Origin of the sequence: Micromonospora sp. DT68 (genome assembly GCF_049847245.1) — a bacterium.
Lineage (GTDB): Bacteria > Actinomycetota > Actinomycetes > Mycobacteriales > Micromonosporaceae > Micromonospora > Micromonospora profundi.
Map to the genome: position 1 here is coordinate 65,844 of NZ_JBNCNZ010000016.1, position 19,628 is coordinate 85,471.

The following is a 19,628-nucleotide window of genomic DNA, read 5'->3' on the forward strand; positions in this document are numbered from 1 at the left end:
CTCCTCTCCTCGTCCGGGCGGCGGCCCCGCCCGGATCACACCGTCGGCCCGGTGACGGGCCCTCTCAGCCGGCCGCCACCGCCGCCGCCACCCCGGCCGCGATTCGGGCCAGGTCGGCGTCGTCGGTGACGTACGGCGGCATCGTGTAGATCAGGTCGCGGAACGGTCGCAGCCACACGCCCCGGTCGACGGCCGCCGCGGTGGCCGCACCGAGGTCCACCTCGTGATCGAGCTGGACCACACCGATCGCGCCGAGCACCCGTACGTCGGCCACGCCCGGCATGCCCCGCAGCGGCTCCAGACCTGCGCGCAGGCCCGCGCCGACCCTGGCGACCTGTCCCGCCCAGTCCCCCTCCCGCAGCAGCCCGAGGGAGGCGTTGGCGACGGCACAGGCCAGCGGGTTGCCCATGAAGGTGGGCCCGTGCGCCAGGACACCCGCGGCGGAGATACCCCGGGCGATCTCCGGGGTGCACAGGGCCGCGGCAAGCGTCAGGTATCCGCCGGTGAGCGCCTTGCCCACACACATCACGTCCGGGGACACCCCGGCGTGCTCGGCGGCGAACATCGTGCCCGTACGGCCGAAGCCGGTGGCGATCTCGTCGAAGATCAGCAGCACCCCGTGCGCGCGTGTCACCTCGCGCAGCACCCGCAGGTACCCGGGATGGTGGAAGCGCATCCCGCCGGCGCCCTGCACCACCGGCTCCACGATCACGGCGGCCAGCTCGTCGGCGTGCCGTTCGACGGCGTCGACCAACGCGGCCACGTACGCCTCGTCCGGCGGATCGGCGAACCCGCCCGGCGGGACCGGGGCGAATACCTGCCGGGGCAGCATGTCGCCCCAGAGGTGATGCATCCCACCTTCCGGGTCGCAGACGCTCATCGGGTGGAAGGTGTCACCGTGGTAGCCGCCCCGCCACGTCGCGAGCCGGCGCCGCTGCGGCCTGCCGACCGCCCGCTGGTACTGCAGGCACATCTTCATCGCCACCTCGACGCTCACCGAGCCGGAGTCGGCCAGGAACACGTGCTCCAGACCCTCCGGGGCCAGCTCGACAAGGGTCCGGGCGAGCTGGACCGCCGGCTCGTGGGTGAGGCCGCCGAACATCACGTGGCTCATCCGGCCGAGCTGGTCGGTAACCGCCGCGTCCAGCACCGGGTGCCGATAGCCGTGGATCGCCGCCCACCAGGACGACATCCCGTCCACCAGTTCCCGGCCGTCGGCAAGCCGCAGCCGCACTCCCTCGGCGCTGCTCACCACGTACGGCTGGTGCGCCGATGGCAGCGCCGTGTACGGGTGCCAGACGTGCGCCCGGTCGGCGGCCAGGATCTCCTCGGGTGTCACGCGCGTTCCTTCCAGGCCGGGACGGCTCGATCGCCGCCGACGGCACGCGCCGCTGCGCGGTGCCGGACCACTTGTGCGCGTCCTTTGCTCTGCTTCACCCGACGCAACACCCGGTGTCCGGATACCGGACGTTGGCCGTTGCGTGGGTTGAAGCAGAGCAAAGGACGCGGGGACAGGTCAGCGGCCGGCGCGGCAGGGCGCACGACCACGCCAACCGACACCAGAGCCGGGGCGGCACGACGCACGACCAGGCCACCGGAAACGGAGGCCGCAGTCGGCTCGACCGCCCCTGCGGTCACCGGCCGGCGACCGGGTCAGGTGCTCCCGTGGTGGCCTTCGCGCGGGCGACGGCCCGGACCAGGGCGGGACCCCGGTAGATGAAGCCTGTGTAGAGCTGCACCAGGGCGGCTCCGGCGTCGAACATGCGAGCGGCGTCGTCCGGGTCCAGCACTCCGCCGACCCCGATGATCGGCAGCCGGCCACCGGTCTCCCGGTGGACGAAGGCGACCACCTCCCGGGCCCGACCGGTCAGTGGACGGCCGGAGAGCCCGCCGGTCTCCGCGCCGCGCTGCGCGTCCGTCGAGGCAAGCCCGTCACGGCCGAGCGTGGTGTTGGTGGCGATCACCCCTGCCGCACCCCGGGCCAGGCAGACCTCCAGCAGTTCGGCGATGGCCGCCTCGGTCAGATCAGGGGCGATCTTGACCAGCACCGGCTTCTCCCCCACCAGGGCGGCGAGCAGCGCGTCCAGGTGCGTACGGTCCTGCAACGAGCGCAGGCCCGGCGTGTTCGGCGAGGAGACGTTCACGGCGAAGTAGTCGCCGTGCCCGCGCAGCGCACGGTACGAGGTGAGGTAGTCCTCGACAGCCTCGTCGAGCGGCGTCACCTTGGACTTGCCGAGCGAGATGCCCAACGGCACACCGATCGGGCGCGGCAGCGCGGCCAGCCGGGCGGCCAACGCGGCGGCACCGGCGTTGTTGAAGCCCATCCGGTTGACCACCGCCTCGCTGGCCGGCAACCGGAACAGGCGGGGCCGGGGATTACCCGGCTGCGCATGTGCGGTGACAGTGCCCACCTCGACGAAGCCGAAGCCGAGCGCCGGCCAGGCCGCCAGCGCCGCGCCGTCCTTGTCCATGCCGGCGGCCAGCCCGACCGGGTTCGGGAACCGGACTCCGAAGACCGTGCGCGGCGCGTTCACCGCGTACCGGGTGCGCAGGGCAGCGAGCGCGGCGGGCCGCCGGGACAGCGCGGCCAGCCGCCGCAGCGTCCACTCGTGCGCGGCCTCCGCGTCGCCACCGCCGAGCCGGAACAGCCAGGGCCGTACCGCCCGCTCGAACAGCGTCACTGGGCGGCCCGCAGGGTGGCGTGCAGGTCCTGCAGGGGGCGTACCTGCATGTCGCCGCGGATCCGCGCCTCGATGCCCATCACCGCGGCGGCAGCGCCGGGGACCGTGGTGATGCAGGGGATGTCACCGGTGACGGCGGCGCTGCGGATCTCGTAGCCGTCGGAACGGGCGCTGGCACCTGAGCCCTGGGGCGTGTTGATCACCAGGGCCACGTGGCCACCGAGGATCAGCGACACCGCGTCGTCGCCCTCACCGGCCTGGTAGTGCTTACGGACCTGCTCGCAGGCGATGCCGTGCCGGCGCAACACCTCGGCAGTGCCGGCGGTCGCCACGATCTCGAAGCCCAGATCGGCGAGCCGCTTGATCGGGAAGATCATGCCGCGCTTGTCCCGGTTGGCGACCGAGACGAAGATCTTCCCGGCGGTCGGCAGCGAGCCGTACGCGGCTGACTGGCTCTTGGCGAACGCGTGCCCGAAGTTGGTGTCGATGCCCATCACCTCGCCGGTGGACTTCATCTCCGGCCCGAGCAGCGAGTCGATCCCCTTGCCGGCGCGGGTCCGGAAACGCTTGAACGGCAGCACCGCCTCCTTGACCGCGATCGGCGCGTCGGCGGGCATCGTGCCGCCGTCACCGGTCGCCGGGAGCATTCCCTCGGCGCGCAGCTCGGCGATGCTCGCGCCGAGCGCGATGCGGGCCGCCGCCTTGGCCAGCGGCACGGCCGTCGCCTTCGAGACGAACGGAACCGTCCGCGAGGCGCGCGGGTTGGCCTCCAGGACGTAGAGCACGTCGTCCTTGAGCGCGTACTGCACGTTGAGCAGGCCCCGGACGCCAACGCCACGGGCGATGGCCTCGGTGTAGCGGCGGACCTCGGCCAGGTGCGACCCGGCGAGGGTGATCGGCGGCAGCGCGCACGACGAGTCACCGGAATGGATGCCGGCCTCCTCGATGTGCTCCATCACGCCGCCGATGTAGACCTCACCGTCGGCGTCGCACAGCGCGTCCACGTCGATCTCGATGGCGTCGTCGAGGAACCTGTCGACGAGCACCGGGTGGTCCGGGGAGATGTCGGTGGCCCGACCGATGTAGTCGCGCAGCGTCGGGTCGTCGTAGACGATCTCCATGCCACGCCCGCCCAGCACGTACGACGGCCGGACCAGCACCGGGTAGCCGATCTCGTCGGCGATCCCCTTGGCCTCGTCGTAGGACGTGGCCATGCCGTGCGCCGGCGCACGCAGCCCCGCGCGGGCCAGTACGAGGCCGAAGGCGCCCCGCTCCTCGGCAAGGTGGATCGACTCCGGGGAAGTGCCGACCACCGGCACACCGGCGTTCTTGAGTCGCTGCGCCAACCCCAGCGGGGTCTGCCCGCCGAGCTGCACGACCACCCCGACCACGCCCGGCCCGCCGGCCGCCCGGCCCGAGGAGTCCTCGGCGTGCCAGACCTCCAGGACGTCCTCGAAGGTCAGCGGCTCGAAGTAGAGCCGGTCGGCGGTGTCGTAGTCGGTGGAGACGGTCTCCGGGTTGCAGTTGACCATGACGGTCTCGTAGCCGGCCGACCGCAGCGCCTGCACGGCGTGCACGCACGAGTAGTCGAACTCGATGCCCTGCCCGATCCGGTTCGGGCCGGAGCCCAGGATCAGCACCTTCGGCCGGTCCGACGGCACGACCTCGGTCTCCGAGTCGTACGTCGAGTAGTGATACGGCGTGGTCGCCTCGAACTCGGCAGCGCAGGTGTCCACGGTCTTGTAGACCGGGCGTACGTCGAGGCGGTGCCGCAGGGTGCGGACGCCGTCCTCGGCGGCCAGTTCCGGGCGCAGCGCGGCCAACTGCCGGTCGGACAGGCCGGCCCGCTTGGCGCGGCGCAGCAGGTCGGCGTCGAGCACCGGGGCGTCCACGATCTCCGCCCGCAGCTCGATAAGGGCGACGATCTGGTCCAGGAACCACGGGTCGATGCCACCGGACGCGGCGCTGACCTCGGCGATCGACGCGCCGAGGCGCAGCGCGCGCTCGACGGTGTACAGCCGGCCGTCGTGCGGGATGCGCAACGCGGCCAGGGTGTCGGCCAGGGTGACGCCCTCCGGGTCCGGAGTGGTCCAGAAACCAGATGACTTGGTTTCCATCGACCGCATCGCCTTGTTGAGCGCCTCGGAGAAGTTGCGGCCCAGGCTCATCGCCTCGCCCACCGACTTCATCGTGGTGGTCAGCTCCGGGTCCGCGCCGGGGAACTTCTCGAACGCGAACCGGGGGATCTTCACCACCACGTAGTCCAGGGTCGGCTCGAACGCCGCCGGAGTCTTCAACGTGATGTCGTTGGGGATCTCGTCGAGGGTGTAGCCGATGGCCAGCTTCGCGGCGATCTTGGCGATCGGGAAGCCCGTCGCCTTGGACGCCAGCGCCGACGACCGGGACACCCGCGGGTTCATCTCGATCACGACGATGCGGCCGTCGACAGGGTTGACCGCGAACTGGATGTTGCAGCCACCGGTGTCCACACCGACCTCGCGCAGCACCGCGATGCCCAGGTCACGCAGCCGCTGGTACTCCCGGTCGGTGAGCGTCATGGCCGGTGCCACTGTGACGCTGTCGCCGGTGTGCACGCCCATCGGGTCGATGTTCTCGATCGAGCAGACCACCACCACGTTGTCGTGCCGGTCGCGCATCAGTTCGAGCTCGTACTCCTTCCAGCCGAGCACGCTCTCCTCGATGAGCACCTCGTGCACCGGGCTGGCGGCCAAGCCGTCACCGGCGATGCGGGCCAGGTCCTCCGGGGTGTGCGCCATGCCCGAGCCCAGACCGCCCATTGTGAACGACGGCCGGATCACCACCGGCAGCCCAAGCTCGGCGACGGTCTCCTCGACCTCTTCCATCGAGTGGCAGACCCGGGAGCGGGGCACCAGCGCGGCCGGGTCGTCGACGCCGAGCCGGACACCGGCCTTCGCGACGATCTCCTTGAACAACTGGCGGTCCTCGCCCCGGTTGATGGCGTCGATGTTCGCGCCGATCAACTCGACGCCGTACTTCTCCAGGACGCCGTTGGAGTGCAGGGCGACAGCCGTGTTCAGCGCGGTCTGCCCACCGAGGGTCGCCAGGATCGCGTCCGGGCGCTCCTTGGCGATGACCAGTTCCACGAACTCCGGGGTGATCGGCTCGACGTACGTGGCGTCGGCGAACTCCGGGTCGGTCATGATCGTCGCCGGGTTGGAGTTGACCAGGCTGACCCGGATCCCCTCACTGCGCAGCACCCGACACGCCTGGGTGCCGGAGTAGTCGAACTCGCAGGCCTGCCCGATGACGATCGGCCCGGAGCCGATCACCAGGATGTGCTTGAGATCGCTCCGCTTAGGCATTGCTGCGCCCCTCGCTGTGGTTCGGGCCTTCACTGTGCTGCCGGTCGAGCGCGTCAGCGCCCTCGCCGGTCTGCCGGTCGAGGACGCCAGCGCCCTCGATCAACTCGGCGAAACGGTCGAAGAGATAGTCCGCGTCGTGTGGACCGGCCGCCGCCTCCGGGTGGTACTGCACGGTGAACGCGGGTACGTCCACGGCCCGCAGCCCCTCGACCACGTTGTCATTGAGGCAGACGTGCGACACCTGAACACCACCGAACTCGGTCTGGATCACCTGGTCGGGGACCACCGCCCCCTGCCCGGCGCCCGGCACCTGCACCGCGAAACCGTGGTTGTGGCTTGTCACCTCCACCTTGCCGGTGACCCGGTCGAGCACCGGCTGGTTGATGCCACGGTGGCCGTAGCCCAGCTTGTAGGTCCCGAAGCCCAACGCCCGGCCGAGGATCTGGCTGCCGAAGCAGATGCCGAACAGCGGGATGCGGCGGGTCAACACCTCCCGGGCCAGCGCCACCGGCCCGTCGGCGGTCGCCGGGTCACCCGGGCCGGGCGAGAAGAACACCGCGTCCGCGCCGGTGGCGAGCAGGTCCTCGATGCTCGACGAGGCCGGCAGCACGTGGGTGGTCACCCCACGCTCGGCCAGCCGCCGCGGCACGTTGCGCTTGATGCCCAGGTCCAGCGCCGCGACGGTGAACCGCCGCTCGCCGATCGCCTCGACGACGTACGGCTTGGCGGTGGTCACCTCGGCGGAGAGGTCCGCGCCGACCATCTGCGGTGACGCGAGGACCCGGGCCAGCAGGCTCTGCGGGTCCGTGTCGATGCTGGAGATGCCCACCCGCATGGCGCCCCGCTCACGCAGGTGCCGGGTCAGCGCCCGGGTGTCCACCCCGCTGATGCCCACCACACCCTCGGTGGCGAGCCGGTCCTCCAGACTGCCGGTGGCCCGCCAGCTCGAACCGATGCGGGCCGGGTCGCGCACCACGTACCCGGCCACCCAGATCCGGTCGGACTCGTCGTCCTCGCCGTTGACGCCGGTGTTGCCGATGTGCGGCGCGGTCTGCACGACGACCTGCCGGTGATAGGACGGGTCGGTGAGGGTCTCCTGGTAGCCGGTCATGCCGGTGTTGAAGACGGCCTCGCCGAAGGTCTCCCCGACACTGCCGTACGCCTCGCCGTGGAAGATGCGCCCGTCCTCGAGTACGAGAATCGCGGGCCTGCGCTTGCTCACTTGACAGCCTTTCCGTCCAGAACCGTCGGCTCGCCACGCAGGAAGGTCGCCACGATGCGACCAGGCAGCGTCATGCGGGCGTACGGGGTGTTGCGACTGCGACTGGCCAGCTCCGCCGGCTCGATGGTGCGGCGGACGGCCGGGTCGACGAGGGTCAGGTTGGCCGGTACACCGGGTGCCGGGTCGACGCCGTGCCCGGTCAGCCCGGCGATCCGGGCCGGCGTGCGGGACATCCGCTCGGCGATCAGGTCCCACTCGGGGCCGAGCACGTCGAGCGCGATGGACAGGGCCGTCTCCAGACCGAGCATTCCCGGCCGGGCGTACGCCCACTCGCACTCCTTGTCCTCCACGGCGTGCGGGGCGTGGTCGGTGGCGATGATGTCGATGACGCCTTCGGCGAGCGCGGCGCGCAGCGCGGCGATGTCCGAAGCGGTCCGCAGCGGCGGGTTGACCTTGAAGACCGGGTCGTAGCTCTCCGCGCGCTCGTCGGTGAGCAGCAGGTGGTGCGGGGTGACCTCGGCGGTGACGCGTACCCCACGGGCCTTCGCCTGACGCAGCACCTCGACGCTGCCGGCGGTGGAGACGTGGCAGACGTGCAGGCGGCTGCCCACGTGCTCGGCGAGCAGCACGTCCCGGGCGATGATCGCCTCCTCGGCGACCGCCGGCCAGCCGATCAGCCCGAGCCGGGTGGAGACCTCACCCTCGTGCATCTGGGCGCCCTCGGTGAGCCGGGGCTCCTCGGCGTGCTGGGCGATGACCCCGTCGAACGCCTTGACGTACTCCAGTGCCCGGCGCATCAGCAGCGGGTCGGCCACGCAGTGCCCGTCGTCGGAGAAGATCCGCACCTGCGCCGCCGAGTCGGCCATCGCGCCCAACTCGGCGAGGCGTTCGCCGGCCAGGCCGACGGTCACCGCGCCGACGGGCTGCACGTCGACCAGCCCGGCCTCGCGGCCGAGCCGCCACACCTGCTCGACCACGCCCGCGGTGTCGGCCACCGGAGAGGTGTTGGCCATCGCGCAGACCGCCGTGTAGCCGCCCAGCGCCGCAGCCCGGGAGCCGGACTCGACGGTCTCGGCGTCCTCCCGACCCGGCTCGCGCAGGTGGGTGTGCAGGTCGACAAGGCCGGGCAGGGCGACAAGCCCGGTGCCGTCGATGACCGTCGCGTCCGGCGCGGACAATCCCGCTCCGACCTCGGCGACGACGCCGTCGCGGATCAGCAGGTCCGTCGGCGCGGCGCCGACGACGCTCACGCTGGTGATGAGGTACGCGGTCACCGGTTGTTCCCTCCGAGCAGCAGGTACAGGACGGCCATCCGCACGGAGACCCCGTTGGTGACCTGTTCGACGATCGTGGAGCGGGGTGAGTCGGCCACCTCGGGGGTGATCTCCATCCCCCGGTTCATCGGGCCGGGGTGCATGACGATGGCGTGCTCCGGCAGCCGGCGCATGCGGGGCCCGTCCAGCCCGTAGCGGCGGGCGTACTCGCGGGCGGACGGGAAGTAGGAGTCCTTCATCCGCTCCCGCTGCACCCGCAGCATCATCACCACGTCGATGTCGGGCAGCACCGAGTCGAGGTCGTAGGAGACGTCGGTGCCGGGTGCGAGGGCCCCGGCGATGTCGACCGGGATGAGCGTCGGCGGGCCGACGAGGGTCACCTTCGCACCGAGGGTGGACAGCAGCAGGACGTTCGAGCGGGCGACCCGGGAGTGCAGCACGTCCCCGACCACGGCGACCGACAGGCCGGCGAGCCGACCCAGCCGGGCCCGCATCGTGTACGCGTCGAGCAGCGCCTGTGTGGGGTGCTCGTGGGTGCCGTCGCCAGCGTTCACCACCGAGCCGTCCACCCAGTTCGCAAGGCGGTGCGGGGCGCCCGAGGCGGGGTGCCGCACGACCACCGCGTCGGCGCCCATCGCCTGAAGGGTCAGCGCGGTGTCCTTCAGGCTCTCGCCCTTGGCGACGCTGGAACCCTTCGCGGAAAAGTTGATCACGTCGGCGCTGAGCCGCTTCGCCGCCGCCTCGAACGAGATCCGGGTACGTGTGGAGTCCTCGTAGAAGAGGTTCACGACAGTACGGCCGCGCAGCGCGGGCAGCTTCTTGATCTCGCGGCCGGCGACAGTTGCCATCTCGGCGGCGGTGTCCAGGATCTCGGTGGCGGTGTCGGCGTCCAGGTCCGCGCCGGAGAGCAGATGCTTGATCATGCGGTTGCCCCTCCGTACAACTTGACCTCGTCGACACCGTCGGTCTCGGCGAGCGTGACCTTCACGCTCTCGGCGAGCGAGGTCGGGATGTTCTTGCCGACGTAGTCGGCGCGGATCGGCAGCTCCCGGTGGCCCCGGTCGACAAGGACCGCGAGCTGCACCGACGCCGGCCGGCCGACGTCGTTGAGCGCGTCGAGCGCGGCCCGGACCGTGCGGCCGGAGAACAGCACGTCGTCGACGAGGATGACCCGCTTGCCGTCGATGCCGCCGGTGGGCACCTGGGTGGGGCCGACCGCGCGGGTGGCATGGCGGCGCAGGTCGTCGCGGTAGAGCGTGATGTCGAGCACACCGACCGGGATGTCGACGGCCTCGAAGGTGCTGATGCGGGCCGCGAGCCGTCGCGCGAGTGGCGTGCCGCGCGTGGGAATCCCCAGCAGCACGGTGTCGGCGGCGCCCTGGGTCTTCTCCAGGATCTGGTGCGCGATGCGGTCGACCACGCGCTGCACGTCGGCGCTGTCGAGGATGACCTTCACCGAGGGTTGTCGTGGTGGTGACGAGCGGGCAGCCGGTGGGTACGCCACGGCAGACCTCCTTCCCCGCCTCACGGGACGGGTCGTTAAAGGATGTCGGGCAACTCCGGTCGGACCGCGTACAGACCCGGACCGGGGCTTCACGCCACGTTACCAGTGGTCACCCGGCCGATGGACGGCGGCTGCTGACCACCGGATCAGGCCGACGAATGGGGATAACTCCCCCGGTGGCCCTCAACGGTAGGGTCACGACCACTTGACCACGTGTCCCATTCCCCGTACCGTCACGCTCCGTAGCGATCGACGGGAGAACCCCGAGCAGCACTGGGAGTGTCCGAATGCCCTCTGAATACGCCAAATCTCTGGGCGCCCGCCTGCGCTCCATCCGCCAACAGCAGGGTCTGTCCCTGCAGGGTGTGGAGGAGAAGTCGAACGGGCGGTGGAAGGCCGTGGTGGTCGGCTCGTACGAGCGTGGCGACCGCGCCGTGACGGTTTCCCGTCTGGCCGAGCTGGCCGAGTTCTACCGTGTCCCCGTCTCGGAGCTGCTGCCCGACGGCAGTGGTGTCCGTCACGAGCCCACCAGCAAGATCGTCCTGGACCTGGAGCGGCTCTACGACGAAGCCTCCGAGGACCTGGCCTACGTCGCCCGCTACGCCCGCGCCATCCAGCAGCAGCGTGGTGACTACAACGGTCGGGTGCTCTCCATCCGCGCCGACGACCTGCGCGCGCTCGCGATCGTCTACGACGCCTCGCCGTCCGGGCTGATCGAGCGGCTCACCGAGCACGGTGTGCTGGTCGCCGACCCGCGGGCGTTCTTCGCCTCCTGAGCTGTCGCTCCACCCGAAAAGGCCCGTGCCATCCGGCACGGGCCTTTTCGGTGGTGCCTGACCTCAGCGGGTGGCGTACTCGGCGATGCGGCCGAGCAGACCGTTGAGGAAGCGCGGCGAATCGTCGGTGGACATCTGCCGGGCCAGCTCCACAGCCTCGCTGATCGCCACCGCGTCGTCGATCTCGTCGACGTAGAGCAGCTCGTAGACGGCGACCCGGGCCAGGTTGCGGTCTACCACCGGCATCCGGTCCAGGGTCCAGCCCTCGGCGTAGCTGGCAATCAGCTCGTCGATCCGGTTGAGGTGTTCGGCGACCCCCTCGATCAGGCCCACCGCGTAACCCAGGTGCTCCGGGCGGGGCTGTTCGATGCGCTGGAGATAGCCGGCCAGCACCTCCACGGGCGGCCGGTCCCGCAGGTCGGCCTCGTAGAGGACATCCAGCGCCCGCTTGCGCGCCTTGCGGCGCGCCGGCATCTGCTGCTTGGGACCCTCAGCCATCAGGCGCGGCCGAGGTAACGGCCGTCGCGGGTGTCGACCTTGATCTTCTCACCGGTGGTGATGAACAGCGGGACCGGCACTGTGGCGCCGGTCTCGACGGTCGCCGGCTTGTTACCGCCGGTCGACCGGTCGCCCTGCAGACCCGGCTCGGTGTACGTGACCTCGAGCACGACGCTGGTGGGCAGCTCGATGTAGAGCGGCACACCCTCGTGGGTGGCGACTGTCGCCTCCGCCTCGGGCAGCAGGTAGTTGGCTGCCTCCCCGACGGTGCCGCCGGGAACGGTGATCTGGTCGAAGGTCTCCAGATCCATGAAGACGTAGTCCTCGCCGTCGGCGTACAGATACTGCATCGTGCGCTTGTCCACGGTCGCGGTCTCGACCTTGGTGCCCGCGTTGAAGGTCTTGTCGACCACCTTCCCGGACAGCACGTTCTTCAGCGTGGTGCGCACGAAGGCACCACCCTTACCGGGCTTGACGTGCTGGAACTCGACGACGGACCAGAGCTCGCCGTCAAGGTTGAGTACCAGGCCGTTCTTGAGGTCGTTGGTAGAGGCCATTTCCTGCCTTGATCATCAATTGGCGGACAGACCTGGCAAGTCTACAAGCTGCGCTGTGACGCGTTACCCGCCGTGGTCGGCCGCCCGTCCCGCCGCGCGGCCGGCATTCCGACGACAGTGACGGAACGTCATTTGCGGGTCGTGGCCGTCCCCACCCTCCCCGGGCCCTTTGCTCTGCTTCAACCCACGCAACAGTCACCCTCCGTAAAAGCGGCAGGGCAGGGCCGGACGACAGCGGCACCGGGTATGCGCAGCTCAATGCTTGTGTTGCGGTGGTTGAAGCAGAGCAAAGGACGCGAGCATGGAAGGTGCCGCCGACGTGCGGCAGGGATGCGGCAACCGAGGGTGACGGCCCGCGCCTGGGAGCGGTGTCACAGTGGGTGAGCCGAGAAGGCGAAAGCTGCGGCGGCCCGCCCTTGCCGCCGTCAGGAGGTGCGGGTGGCGAGGTGGTGCAGGGCGAGGCGGTAGCCGTCGATGCCGAGACCGCAGATCACCCCGGTCGCCACTGCGGAGACCACCGAGTGGTGCCGGAACTCCTCGCGGGCGTGGATGTTTGACAGGTGCACCTCGACAAGCGGCCCGCGCAGCATCGCGCAGGCGTCGCGTACCGCGTACGAGTAGTGCGACCAGGCGGCCGGGTTGAGCACCACCGCCGCGCTCTCGTCGGCGGCGGCGTGCAGCCAGCCCAACAGTTCGTGCTCCGCGTCGGTCTGGCGGACCGTCACGTCCAGCCCCAACTCCCGACCGGTCGCCTCGCAGAGCGCCACCAGGTCGGCGTAGCTGGTCGAGCCGTAGACCGCCGGTTCCCGGGTGCCCAGCCGGCCCAGGTTCGGCCCGTTCAACACGTAGACCTTCACGACGCGCATACCTCGCGGTAGGCCGCTTCGAGCAGCGCGTCGTCCGGCCCCTCAAGCATCGCGGGGCGGGCCAGCCCGTCCAGCACCACGAAACGCAGCTTGCTGCCCCGGGCCTTCTTGTCCACCCGCATCGTGGCCAGCAGTCGTGGCCAGGCGTCGGCCGGGTAGCTCACCGGCAGGCCGATCGCGACAAGGGTGCGGCGGTGTCGGTCTGCGGTCGGCGCGTCCAGGCGGCCGGCGAGGCGGGCCAGCGCGGCGGCGTACACCAGGCCGACGGAGACGGCATGGCCGTGCCGCCAGCGGTAGCCCTCGTTCTGCTCAATCGCGTGCGCGAGGGTGTGGCCGTAGTTGAGGACCTCCCGCAGGCCGGACTCGCGCAGGTCGCCGGCGACCACGTCGGCCTTGACCCGGATGGCCCGCTCGATCAGCTCCCGGGCCACCGGCCCGCGCGGGTCGGTGGCCGCGGCCGGGTCGCGCTCGACCAGGTCGAGGATCACCGGATCGGCGATGAAGCCGCACTTGACCACCTCGGCCAGCCCGGCCGCCAGGTCGACGGCGGGAAGGCTGTCCAGGGTGGCCAGGTCGGCCAACACCCCGACCGGCGGGTGGAACGCGCCCACCAGGTTCTTGCCGGCGGCGGTGTTGATTCCGGTCTTGCCGCCCACTGCGGCGTCCACCATGCCCAGCAGCGAGGTCGCCACCGGCACCCAGCGCACACCGCGCAGCCAGCAGGCCGCGACGAAGCCGGCCAGGTCGGTCACCGCGCCGCCACCCACCCCGACCACCGCGTCGGTACGCGTGAAGCCAGCCGCGCCCAGCCGGTCCCAGCAGGCAGCGGCCACGTCGATCTGCTTGCCCGACTCGGCGTCGGGCACCTCGATCGGCAGCGGCTCGATCCCGGCCGCGCGCAACCGTTCGCCGAGCGCGTCGGCGAGGGTCTTGAGCGGGGGCGTGTGCAGCACCGCCGCCCGGGTCGCGCCGGGCAGCAGGCCGGGCAGGGCGTCCAGCAGGTCGCGGCCGACCAGCACGTCGTACGGCCGCTCGCCGCCGACCGGGATCCGGGTCACGTCGTCCATCGCCGGCAGCCTAGTCGAGCGCGTGGCGCGGCGGCGTCGGGAGACGGCGGCGCCCACTGCGTGAAACCGGACAGGACTGTCGGTGCTCGGCCGTAGGGTCGGCTCGACGACCGAGTGAAGGAGCGACAGATGGCGACGTTCGTGCTGGTGCCGGGGTTCTGGCTGGGCGCCTGGGCGTGGCGGGACGTGACCGGGGCGCTGCGCGCGCAGGGGCACGAGGTCTACCCGATGACGCTGACCGGGCTGGCCGAGCGTGACCACCTCGCCGGGCCGGACGTCACCCTGGACACGCACACCACCGACATCGTCCGGCTGATCGAGGTCGAGGCGCTGCGCGACGTGGTGCTTGTCGGCCACTCCGGCGGCGGGATGCCGGTCGCCCAGGCGGCGGACCGCATCCCGGACCGCATCGCCCGGGTGGTCTACGTGGAGAGTGGGCCGCTGCCCGACGGCACGGCGCAGTTCGACACGGTGCCGCCGGAGGAGCAGCAGCGCCTGCGGGCTCTCATCGGCACCGGGCACCTGCTGCCTCCGCCGGCCTGGGATCCGGCGGCCGACCCGACCAACCTGGCCGGGCTTGATGACCCGACGTTGGCCCTGCTACGCGCCCGCGCCACCCCGCAGCCGCTGCGCACCGCCACCGACCCGGTCCGTCGCACCGGCGGCCGTCCGGTGCCGACCGCCCTGGTCGCCAGCACCTTCCCGCTCACAGTGGTCCGCGACATGATCGACCAGGGGCACCCGTTCTTCACCGGGCTGGCCGGGGGTCGGCTGTTCGAGGTGCCCACCGGGCACTGGCCGATGCTCAGCGAACCGAAGGCCCTGGCCGACGCGCTCGACGCCGCCGCCCGCGACTGACGGGCCCGGCTGCCGCCATGACCTGAACAGGCCCAGCTTCCGTCCGAGATTCCTGCCAACCCGGTGAAACCGGCGGGCGAGGGCAGGCGTGTTGGGGGCGCGTCGGCGAGAAGTGCCGACGTGGCGTCCATGGGGACTGCCCGGCGGCCAGCCGCGGGGCGGCAGGTGAGGAGTTGGCATGTCCAAGGTGAAGTGGGCCACCGGCGCGGTGCTCATGGTGTGCGGCGGTGCGCTGGTGGCGTGCCAGTCCGATCCGACCGCGACTCCTGTCGCCTCCAGCGGGCCGGCCTCGGCGACCGCGACCGCGTCCGCGACGGTTCCGGCGTCGTCCAGCCCTGCGTCGGCCAGCCCGCCGTCGTCCAGCCCGCCGTCGTCCAGCCCGCCGTCGGCCAGCCCGCCGTCGGCCAGCCCGCCGTCGGTCACGCCGAGTCCGCGTACTCCGGCCGGTTCGACCGACCGCGTGCTGTCCGGCACGCGGGAGGTCACCATCGTGCGGGTGCAGTCACCCGAGGGTGGCATCGCCCTCGACGGACAACTCATGGAAGTCGACGACGACAGCGGTCGCCAACTGTTCGTCCCCACCCCGCTCGGCGGCGACACCTACCTCATCAAGGCATACGGCCGGGCCGACGGCCACCCCGCCAACGACGAACCAGCCTGCTGGCAGGTCGACAACCCCGGCAACGCGCGCCCGCTGACAATCGAGGGAGCCGTCTGCGACCCCGACAACCCGGCGCAACGCTTCACGATCACCGCCAGCGGCAAGGGCGCATACGCCATCAGCAACAGGTCGGCGTACCTCCAACACTCCCCCAGCAGGGGCATCATCCTCGAAGAAGTCGGCGACGCACCCCTGCGCAGCACCTTCCGACTCGTCGACAACGGCCCCGCCCGGCGCCCCGCCGGCGGCTGACCGGGTCAGCGCGGCAGCAGCGCGGCGATCTCGGCAGCGATCTCCGCCGGGGTACGGCCGTCGGTGACGACCGTCTCGGTGGCCACCTCGGCGTAGAGCGGGCGGCGCTGGTCCATCAGGTGCTTGAGGGTGGCGCGCGGGTTGATCGCCAACAGTGGTCGGCCCGCGCCGAGCCCGACCCGTTTCACGGCGTCGGGCAACTCGACCGAGAGGTGCACGACCCGATGCCCGATCAGGGCGGCGCGGGTCTCCTCGGCCAGCACCGCGCCGCCACCTAGGGCGAGCACACCCGGGCTCGCGGCCAACGCGGCGGCGACGGCGGCCCGTTCCAGGGCACGGAAGTGTTCCTCGCCCTCGTCGATGAAGATCTCCGGGATGGGCTTGCCGGCCATCTGCTCGATGTCGGTGTCGGTGTCCCGGAACTCCACACCGAGTACGGCGGCGAGCGCCTGCCCGACAGTGGTCTTGCCGCAGCCGGGCGCCCCGACCAGCACGACGACCGGCGCCATCAGCGGATGACCAGCGCGTCGAGGTAGCTGTCGAGGTTGCGGCGGATCTCGGCGACCGAGTCACCGCCGAACTTCTCGGTGGCGGCCTCGGCCAGCACCAGGGCCACCATCGCCTCGGCGACGACCGCCGCGGCCGGGACCGCGCAGACATCCGAACGCTGGTTGATGGCGGTCGCCGGCTCACCGGTGGTGACGTCCACGGTGGCCAGCGCGCGGTTCAGCGAAGAGATCGGCTTCATGGCGGCGCGGACCCGCAGCGGTTCACCGGTGGTGATGCCGCCCTCCAGACCGCCGGCCCGGTCGGTGACCCGGCGAACACCGGTGGCCGACGGGATGATCTCGTCGTGTGCCTCGGAGCCGCGCGAGCGGGCCTGCTGCCACCCGTCGCCGATCTCCACGCCCTTGATCGCCTGGATCGACATGAGCGCGGTGGCCAGCCGGGCGTCGAGCTTGCGGTCCCACTGCACGTGACTGCCCAGCCCCGGCGGCACGCCGTACGCCAGCACCTCGACCACACCGCCGAGAGTGTCGGCGGCCTTCTTCGCGGCGTCGACCTCGGCGACCATCAGGGCGCTGGCCTCCGGGTCGAGGCAGCGCAGCGGGTCGGCGTCGATGCGGGCGGCGTCCTGCGGGCTCGGGCGCAGCCCGGGCTTCGCGGCGACCGGACCCAGCTCGATGACGTGCGAGACGATCTCGACGCCGAGTGCCTGCCGGATCAGCGCCTTGGCGACAGTGCCGACGGCCACCCGGGCGGCGGTCTCCCGGGCGCTGGCCCGCTCCAGGATGGGTCGGGCGTCGGTGTGGCCGTACTTCTGCATGCCGGCCAGGTCGGCGTGACCGGGCCGGGGACGGGTCAGCGGGGCGTTGCGGGCCTGCCGGGCCAGCTCGTCGGGGTCGACCGGGTCGGCGGCCATCACGGTGCGCCACTTCGGCCACTCGGAGTTGCCCACCCGGATCGCCACCGGGCTGCCCAGTGTGACGCCGTGCCGCAGCCCGCCGAGCACCTCGACCTCGTCCTGCTCGAACGACATCCGGGCGCCCCGGCCGTAGCCGAGCCGCCGACGGGCCAGCTCACCGGCGATCTCGGTGGTGCTCACCTCGATGCCGGCCGGCACCCCCTCCATCAACGCGACGAGGGCGGGACCGTGCGATTCACCTGCAGTCAACCAGCGCAACACAGCGGTCAGTCTGTCACGCCCGGCCACCGGCCCGGTGCGCTGCCCGCCGCGTCCCGCCCTACGGACGGCGGCACACGTCGGGACAGCCGTCGGCGGTGACCCGGTGGGAGCCCGGGCCACCGCTGACTGTGGGTCAGATGCCCCGGCCGCGCTTGTGCAGGGTGCGCAGCACCGCGTCGGCCCGTACCACCCGACCGGCGACCGCGAGCGCCAGGTAGGCGCGCGGCTCGCGGGGGTTGCGACGCAGGGTGCGCCGCGCCCAGCGCAGCGCGCCCCGGCGGTCGCCGGAGGCGGCCCGGGCGAACGCGATCTGCCCGGCGACGCGGGCCTCCCCGGCCGGCTGGGTGGCGAACTCCGGGTAGCGCTGCAGCAGCCACTGCAACGCCTCGGAGATCGTGTCCCAGCGCTGGGCGAAGTACGAGCGCTTGTGCCAGCGCACGAGCACCGACGGGGTACGCAGGTTGAGCAGCGGCGCGCTGCGGGCGGCCCGCAACAGGAACTCGTAGTCCTCGGCGTAGCTGCCCGGGATCTCCTCGTCGACAAGGCCGAACCCGTCGCGCAGCGCTGCCGCGCGGATCAGGAAGGTCGACGGGTGCAGCTCCGTCATCCGGTCCCGTAGCAGGTCGTCAAGGGTGATCCGGTCCTTGTCGAGCACCCGGTCGACGGTGTGCCCGTCGTAGGTGACCCGGATGCCGCAGCACACGAACTCGGCGGCCGGGTCGGCGGTCAACGCGTCGACCTGGGCGGCCAACTTGCCCGGCAGCCACTCGTCGTCGTCGTCGCAGAACGCGACGAGCTCACCTTCGGCGGCGAGGGTGCCGCTGTTGCGGGCGCCGGCGAGGCCCGGCGTGCGCTCGTTGCGGATCACCCGCACCGCACGGTCCGGACCGGTCAGCCCGGCCAGCTCGGTCAGCGACTCGTCGGGCGTGGACTGGTCGAACACGACCACCGCTTCGATACCGCCCGCGTACTCCTGGGCGAGGATCGCCGCCAGCGCGGCGCGCAGCAGCTCGGGCCGGTCCCGGGTGGGCACCACGACGCTCACTGTCGGCTGCCGGGTCATCGAATCTCCTCCGTACCCCGGCCGGAACGCGGCCAGGTCCGCCAGCGGGGGCGGCGCCGGTTCGACCGGGCCACCAGGTCCTCCACGATCTGTCCCACCCGGAACACCGCCGCCCGGCGCGCCTCGTGCGCGTCCGGGTCGGCGGCCACCGCGTAGCGGGACGGGTCGGCGTACCCGGCGTCGAGCGCGTCGTGCAGCGCCTCCCGGGTCTCGCAGAGCGCCACCAGGCCGGCCGCGCCGAGCCTGCGGGCGAAGAGCTGCTGGTGGTCGTCGACGTGCTCACCATGCAAAGGGTCGCGGGGCACCACGATGGGCAGGTGGCCGTGCCGGCGGGCTTCCAGGATCGTCGCCGGGCCGCCGTGGCAGACCACCAGGTCGGCGTCGGCCATCGCCTGTTGCAGGTCGTCGTGGCCGAGGAACGGCACCGCTCCGGGCAGCTGCGGCGCCTCGGTGTGCCCGTGCTGCACGGTCAGTGCGACCGGGCGGTCGACCTTCGCGTGCCACTGGGCCAGCCAGTCGACGAGCCGGTCGAAGCGGTGCTTGTCGGTGCCGACCGCGACAAGCAGTCGGATCTGCGCGCTCTGCCTGGTGTCGCGCTGGCGGGGCAGCCGGGCCGGCTCCGAGGTGCCGGCCGCGTACGGGCGCGGTGCGGTGCCGGTCTCCCCGTTCACAGCAGCGTCCCGACGACTGTGGCCTCCGGGTACTGCCGGCGCTGCTCGTCCCACTGCACGAGCATCGCGGACAGGAACGGGCGGCAGAGCCGGGCCGTCAGCGTCGGCGTGTCGATCCGGTCGTACACCTCGATGTAGACCGTCGGGATGCGCCGCAGGCGGGCCAGCACCACGAACGGCACCGCGACCCCGGCGCCTGTGGTGACCACGGCGGCGACCCGCCTACGGCGTAGCACCCGCCAGGCCAGCAGCGCGTTGCGCAGCAGGTTCGGCACGTTGCGGGTGGTCGGATGGTGCGCGGGCACCAGGTCCTCCCCGGCCAGCAGCGACACCGCCTCCGGGGTGTCGAAGGTGACCCAGCAGCGTCGCCACTGTTCGTACCAGGGCGCAAGGGCGAGCAGTTGCGCCAGGTGTCCGCCGCTGGATCCCACAAGCAGCAGCACCGGCGGCTCGCCGCCGTCGTTGTTCGCGTCCACGCGACTCCCCACAAGTTCGCTTGGAATTCAGGTTTGGACCAGCCAGAAGCAGATCACAGGTTCGCCGGCCGTTGAATAGCGCGACCGGCCGAGGTGACGATCTCCACCCGGGGCGTCCGGGTGCACCGTCCGTCCTGGACCCATCGACATCCATCACGACCTGCTAGTTCG

The 19,628-nt window shown here is 71.8% G+C and carries 19 protein-coding genes; 3 read left to right on the plus strand and 16 right to left on the minus strand.

Annotation, left to right across the window (positions count from 1 at the left end; all coding sequences use genetic code 11):
- Positions 1–64: 64 nt before the first annotated feature.
- The 7 genes from ACPXB1_RS24525 to pyrR form a co-directional block, all read right to left on the minus strand.
- Positions 65–1,339: an adenosylmethionine--8-amino-7-oxononanoate transaminase gene (locus ACPXB1_RS24525; RefSeq protein WP_355596704.1), complete on the minus strand. Its 1,275-nt coding sequence runs from the start codon at positions 1,337–1,339 to the stop codon at positions 65–67.
- A 295-nt stretch (positions 1,340–1,634) separates the two neighbouring features.
- The gene (locus ACPXB1_RS24530; RefSeq protein WP_425735837.1) at positions 1,635–2,681 is read right to left on the minus strand and encodes a quinone-dependent dihydroorotate dehydrogenase; all 1,047 of its coding nucleotides are present in this window, start codon (positions 2,679–2,681) and stop codon (positions 1,635–1,637) included.
- Positions 2,678–6,025, minus strand: a complete 3,348-nt coding sequence (gene carB, locus ACPXB1_RS24535; RefSeq protein ID WP_355596700.1) for a carbamoyl-phosphate synthase large subunit — start codon at positions 6,023–6,025, stop codon at positions 2,678–2,680. Before carB ends, ACPXB1_RS24530 begins: the two co-directional genes overlap by 4 nt.
- Positions 6,018–7,247, minus strand: a complete 1,230-nt coding sequence (gene carA / locus ACPXB1_RS24540) for a glutamine-hydrolyzing carbamoyl-phosphate synthase small subunit (RefSeq protein WP_355596698.1) — start codon at positions 7,245–7,247, stop codon at positions 6,018–6,020. The genes carB and carA overlap by 8 nt, the downstream gene beginning before the upstream one ends.
- On the minus strand, positions 7,244–8,521 hold the full coding sequence (locus ACPXB1_RS24545) for a dihydroorotase (protein WP_355596696.1): 1,278 nt from the start codon (positions 8,519–8,521) through the stop codon (positions 7,244–7,246). The genes carA and ACPXB1_RS24545 overlap by 4 nt, the downstream gene beginning before the upstream one ends.
- Positions 8,518–9,444, minus strand: coding sequence for an aspartate carbamoyltransferase catalytic subunit (locus ACPXB1_RS24550; protein ID WP_355629222.1), 927 nt, complete (start codon positions 9,442–9,444; stop codon positions 8,518–8,520). The genes ACPXB1_RS24545 and ACPXB1_RS24550 overlap by 4 nt, the downstream gene beginning before the upstream one ends.
- Positions 9,441–10,025, minus strand: a complete 585-nt coding sequence (gene pyrR / locus ACPXB1_RS24555) for a bifunctional pyr operon transcriptional regulator/uracil phosphoribosyltransferase PyrR (protein WP_355596692.1) — start codon at positions 10,023–10,025, stop codon at positions 9,441–9,443. The genes ACPXB1_RS24550 and pyrR overlap by 4 nt, the downstream gene beginning before the upstream one ends.
- 287 nt (positions 10,026–10,312) lie before the next feature.
- Between pyrR and ACPXB1_RS24560 the strand changes: the two genes are divergently transcribed.
- Positions 10,313–10,801 (plus strand): transcriptional regulator BldD, encoded by a 489-nt coding sequence (locus tag ACPXB1_RS24560; protein ID WP_007458348.1) that lies wholly within the window; start codon positions 10,313–10,315, stop codon positions 10,799–10,801.
- Positions 10,802–10,864: 63 nt separating this feature from the next.
- On the opposite strand, the gene nusB is transcribed toward ACPXB1_RS24560, so the two are convergent.
- The 4 genes from nusB to aroB form a co-directional block, all read right to left on the minus strand.
- On the minus strand, positions 10,865–11,275 hold the full coding sequence (gene nusB, locus ACPXB1_RS24565) for a transcription antitermination factor NusB (protein WP_197281519.1): 411 nt from the start codon (positions 11,273–11,275) through the stop codon (positions 10,865–10,867).
- 23 nt (positions 11,276–11,298) lie between these two features.
- Positions 11,299–11,856 (minus strand): elongation factor P, encoded by a 558-nt coding sequence (gene efp / locus ACPXB1_RS24570; protein ID WP_053655444.1) that lies wholly within the window; start codon positions 11,854–11,856, stop codon positions 11,299–11,301.
- Positions 11,857–12,281: 425 nt separating this feature from the next.
- Positions 12,282–12,713 (minus strand): type II 3-dehydroquinate dehydratase, encoded by a 432-nt coding sequence (aroQ, locus tag ACPXB1_RS24575; protein WP_355596690.1) that lies wholly within the window; start codon positions 12,711–12,713, stop codon positions 12,282–12,284.
- Positions 12,710–13,789: a 3-dehydroquinate synthase gene (gene aroB, locus ACPXB1_RS24580; RefSeq protein ID WP_355596688.1), complete on the minus strand. Its 1,080-nt coding sequence runs from the start codon at positions 13,787–13,789 to the stop codon at positions 12,710–12,712. Before aroB ends, aroQ begins: the two co-directional genes overlap by 4 nt.
- A 129-nt stretch (positions 13,790–13,918) precedes the next feature.
- On the opposite strand from aroB, the gene ACPXB1_RS24585 reads away from it, so the two are divergent.
- Positions 13,919–14,647 carry an alpha/beta fold hydrolase gene (locus ACPXB1_RS24585; RefSeq protein WP_355629228.1) on the plus strand — a complete coding sequence of 243 codons (729 nt, stop codon included), beginning with the start codon at positions 13,919–13,921 and terminating at the stop codon, positions 14,645–14,647.
- 178 nt (positions 14,648–14,825) lie between these two features.
- Positions 14,826–15,560, plus strand: coding sequence for an RICIN domain-containing protein (locus ACPXB1_RS24590; protein WP_425735838.1), 735 nt, complete (start codon positions 14,826–14,828; stop codon positions 15,558–15,560).
- 5 nt (positions 15,561–15,565) lie between these two features.
- On the opposite strand, the gene ACPXB1_RS24595 is transcribed toward ACPXB1_RS24590, so the two are convergent.
- The 5 genes from ACPXB1_RS24595 to ACPXB1_RS24615 all read right to left on the minus strand — a co-directional run bounded on the left by ACPXB1_RS24595 (position 15,566) and on the right by ACPXB1_RS24615 (position 19,457).
- Entirely contained in the window at positions 15,566–16,069 is a 504-nt protein-coding gene (locus tag ACPXB1_RS24595) for a shikimate kinase (RefSeq protein ID WP_355596682.1), read from the minus strand.
- Positions 16,069–17,247: a chorismate synthase gene (aroC, locus tag ACPXB1_RS24600; RefSeq protein ID WP_425735839.1), complete on the minus strand. Its 1,179-nt coding sequence runs from the start codon at positions 17,245–17,247 to the stop codon at positions 16,069–16,071. The genes ACPXB1_RS24595 and aroC overlap by 1 nt, the downstream gene beginning before the upstream one ends.
- Positions 17,248–17,380: 133 nt before the next feature.
- Complete coding sequence (locus ACPXB1_RS24605) at positions 17,381–18,310, minus strand: glycosyltransferase family 2 protein (RefSeq protein WP_355596678.1); 930 nt, start codon at positions 18,308–18,310, stop codon at positions 17,381–17,383.
- Positions 18,307–18,981: a glycosyltransferase gene (locus ACPXB1_RS24610; RefSeq protein WP_425735840.1), complete on the minus strand. Its 675-nt coding sequence runs from the start codon at positions 18,979–18,981 to the stop codon at positions 18,307–18,309. Before ACPXB1_RS24610 ends, ACPXB1_RS24605 begins: the two co-directional genes overlap by 4 nt.
- Positions 18,978–19,457, minus strand: a complete 480-nt coding sequence (locus ACPXB1_RS24615; protein ID WP_355596676.1) for a UDP-N-acetylglucosamine--LPS N-acetylglucosamine transferase — start codon at positions 19,455–19,457, stop codon at positions 18,978–18,980. Before ACPXB1_RS24615 ends, ACPXB1_RS24610 begins: the two co-directional genes overlap by 4 nt.
- Between the last annotated feature and the right edge of the window lie 171 nt (positions 19,458–19,628).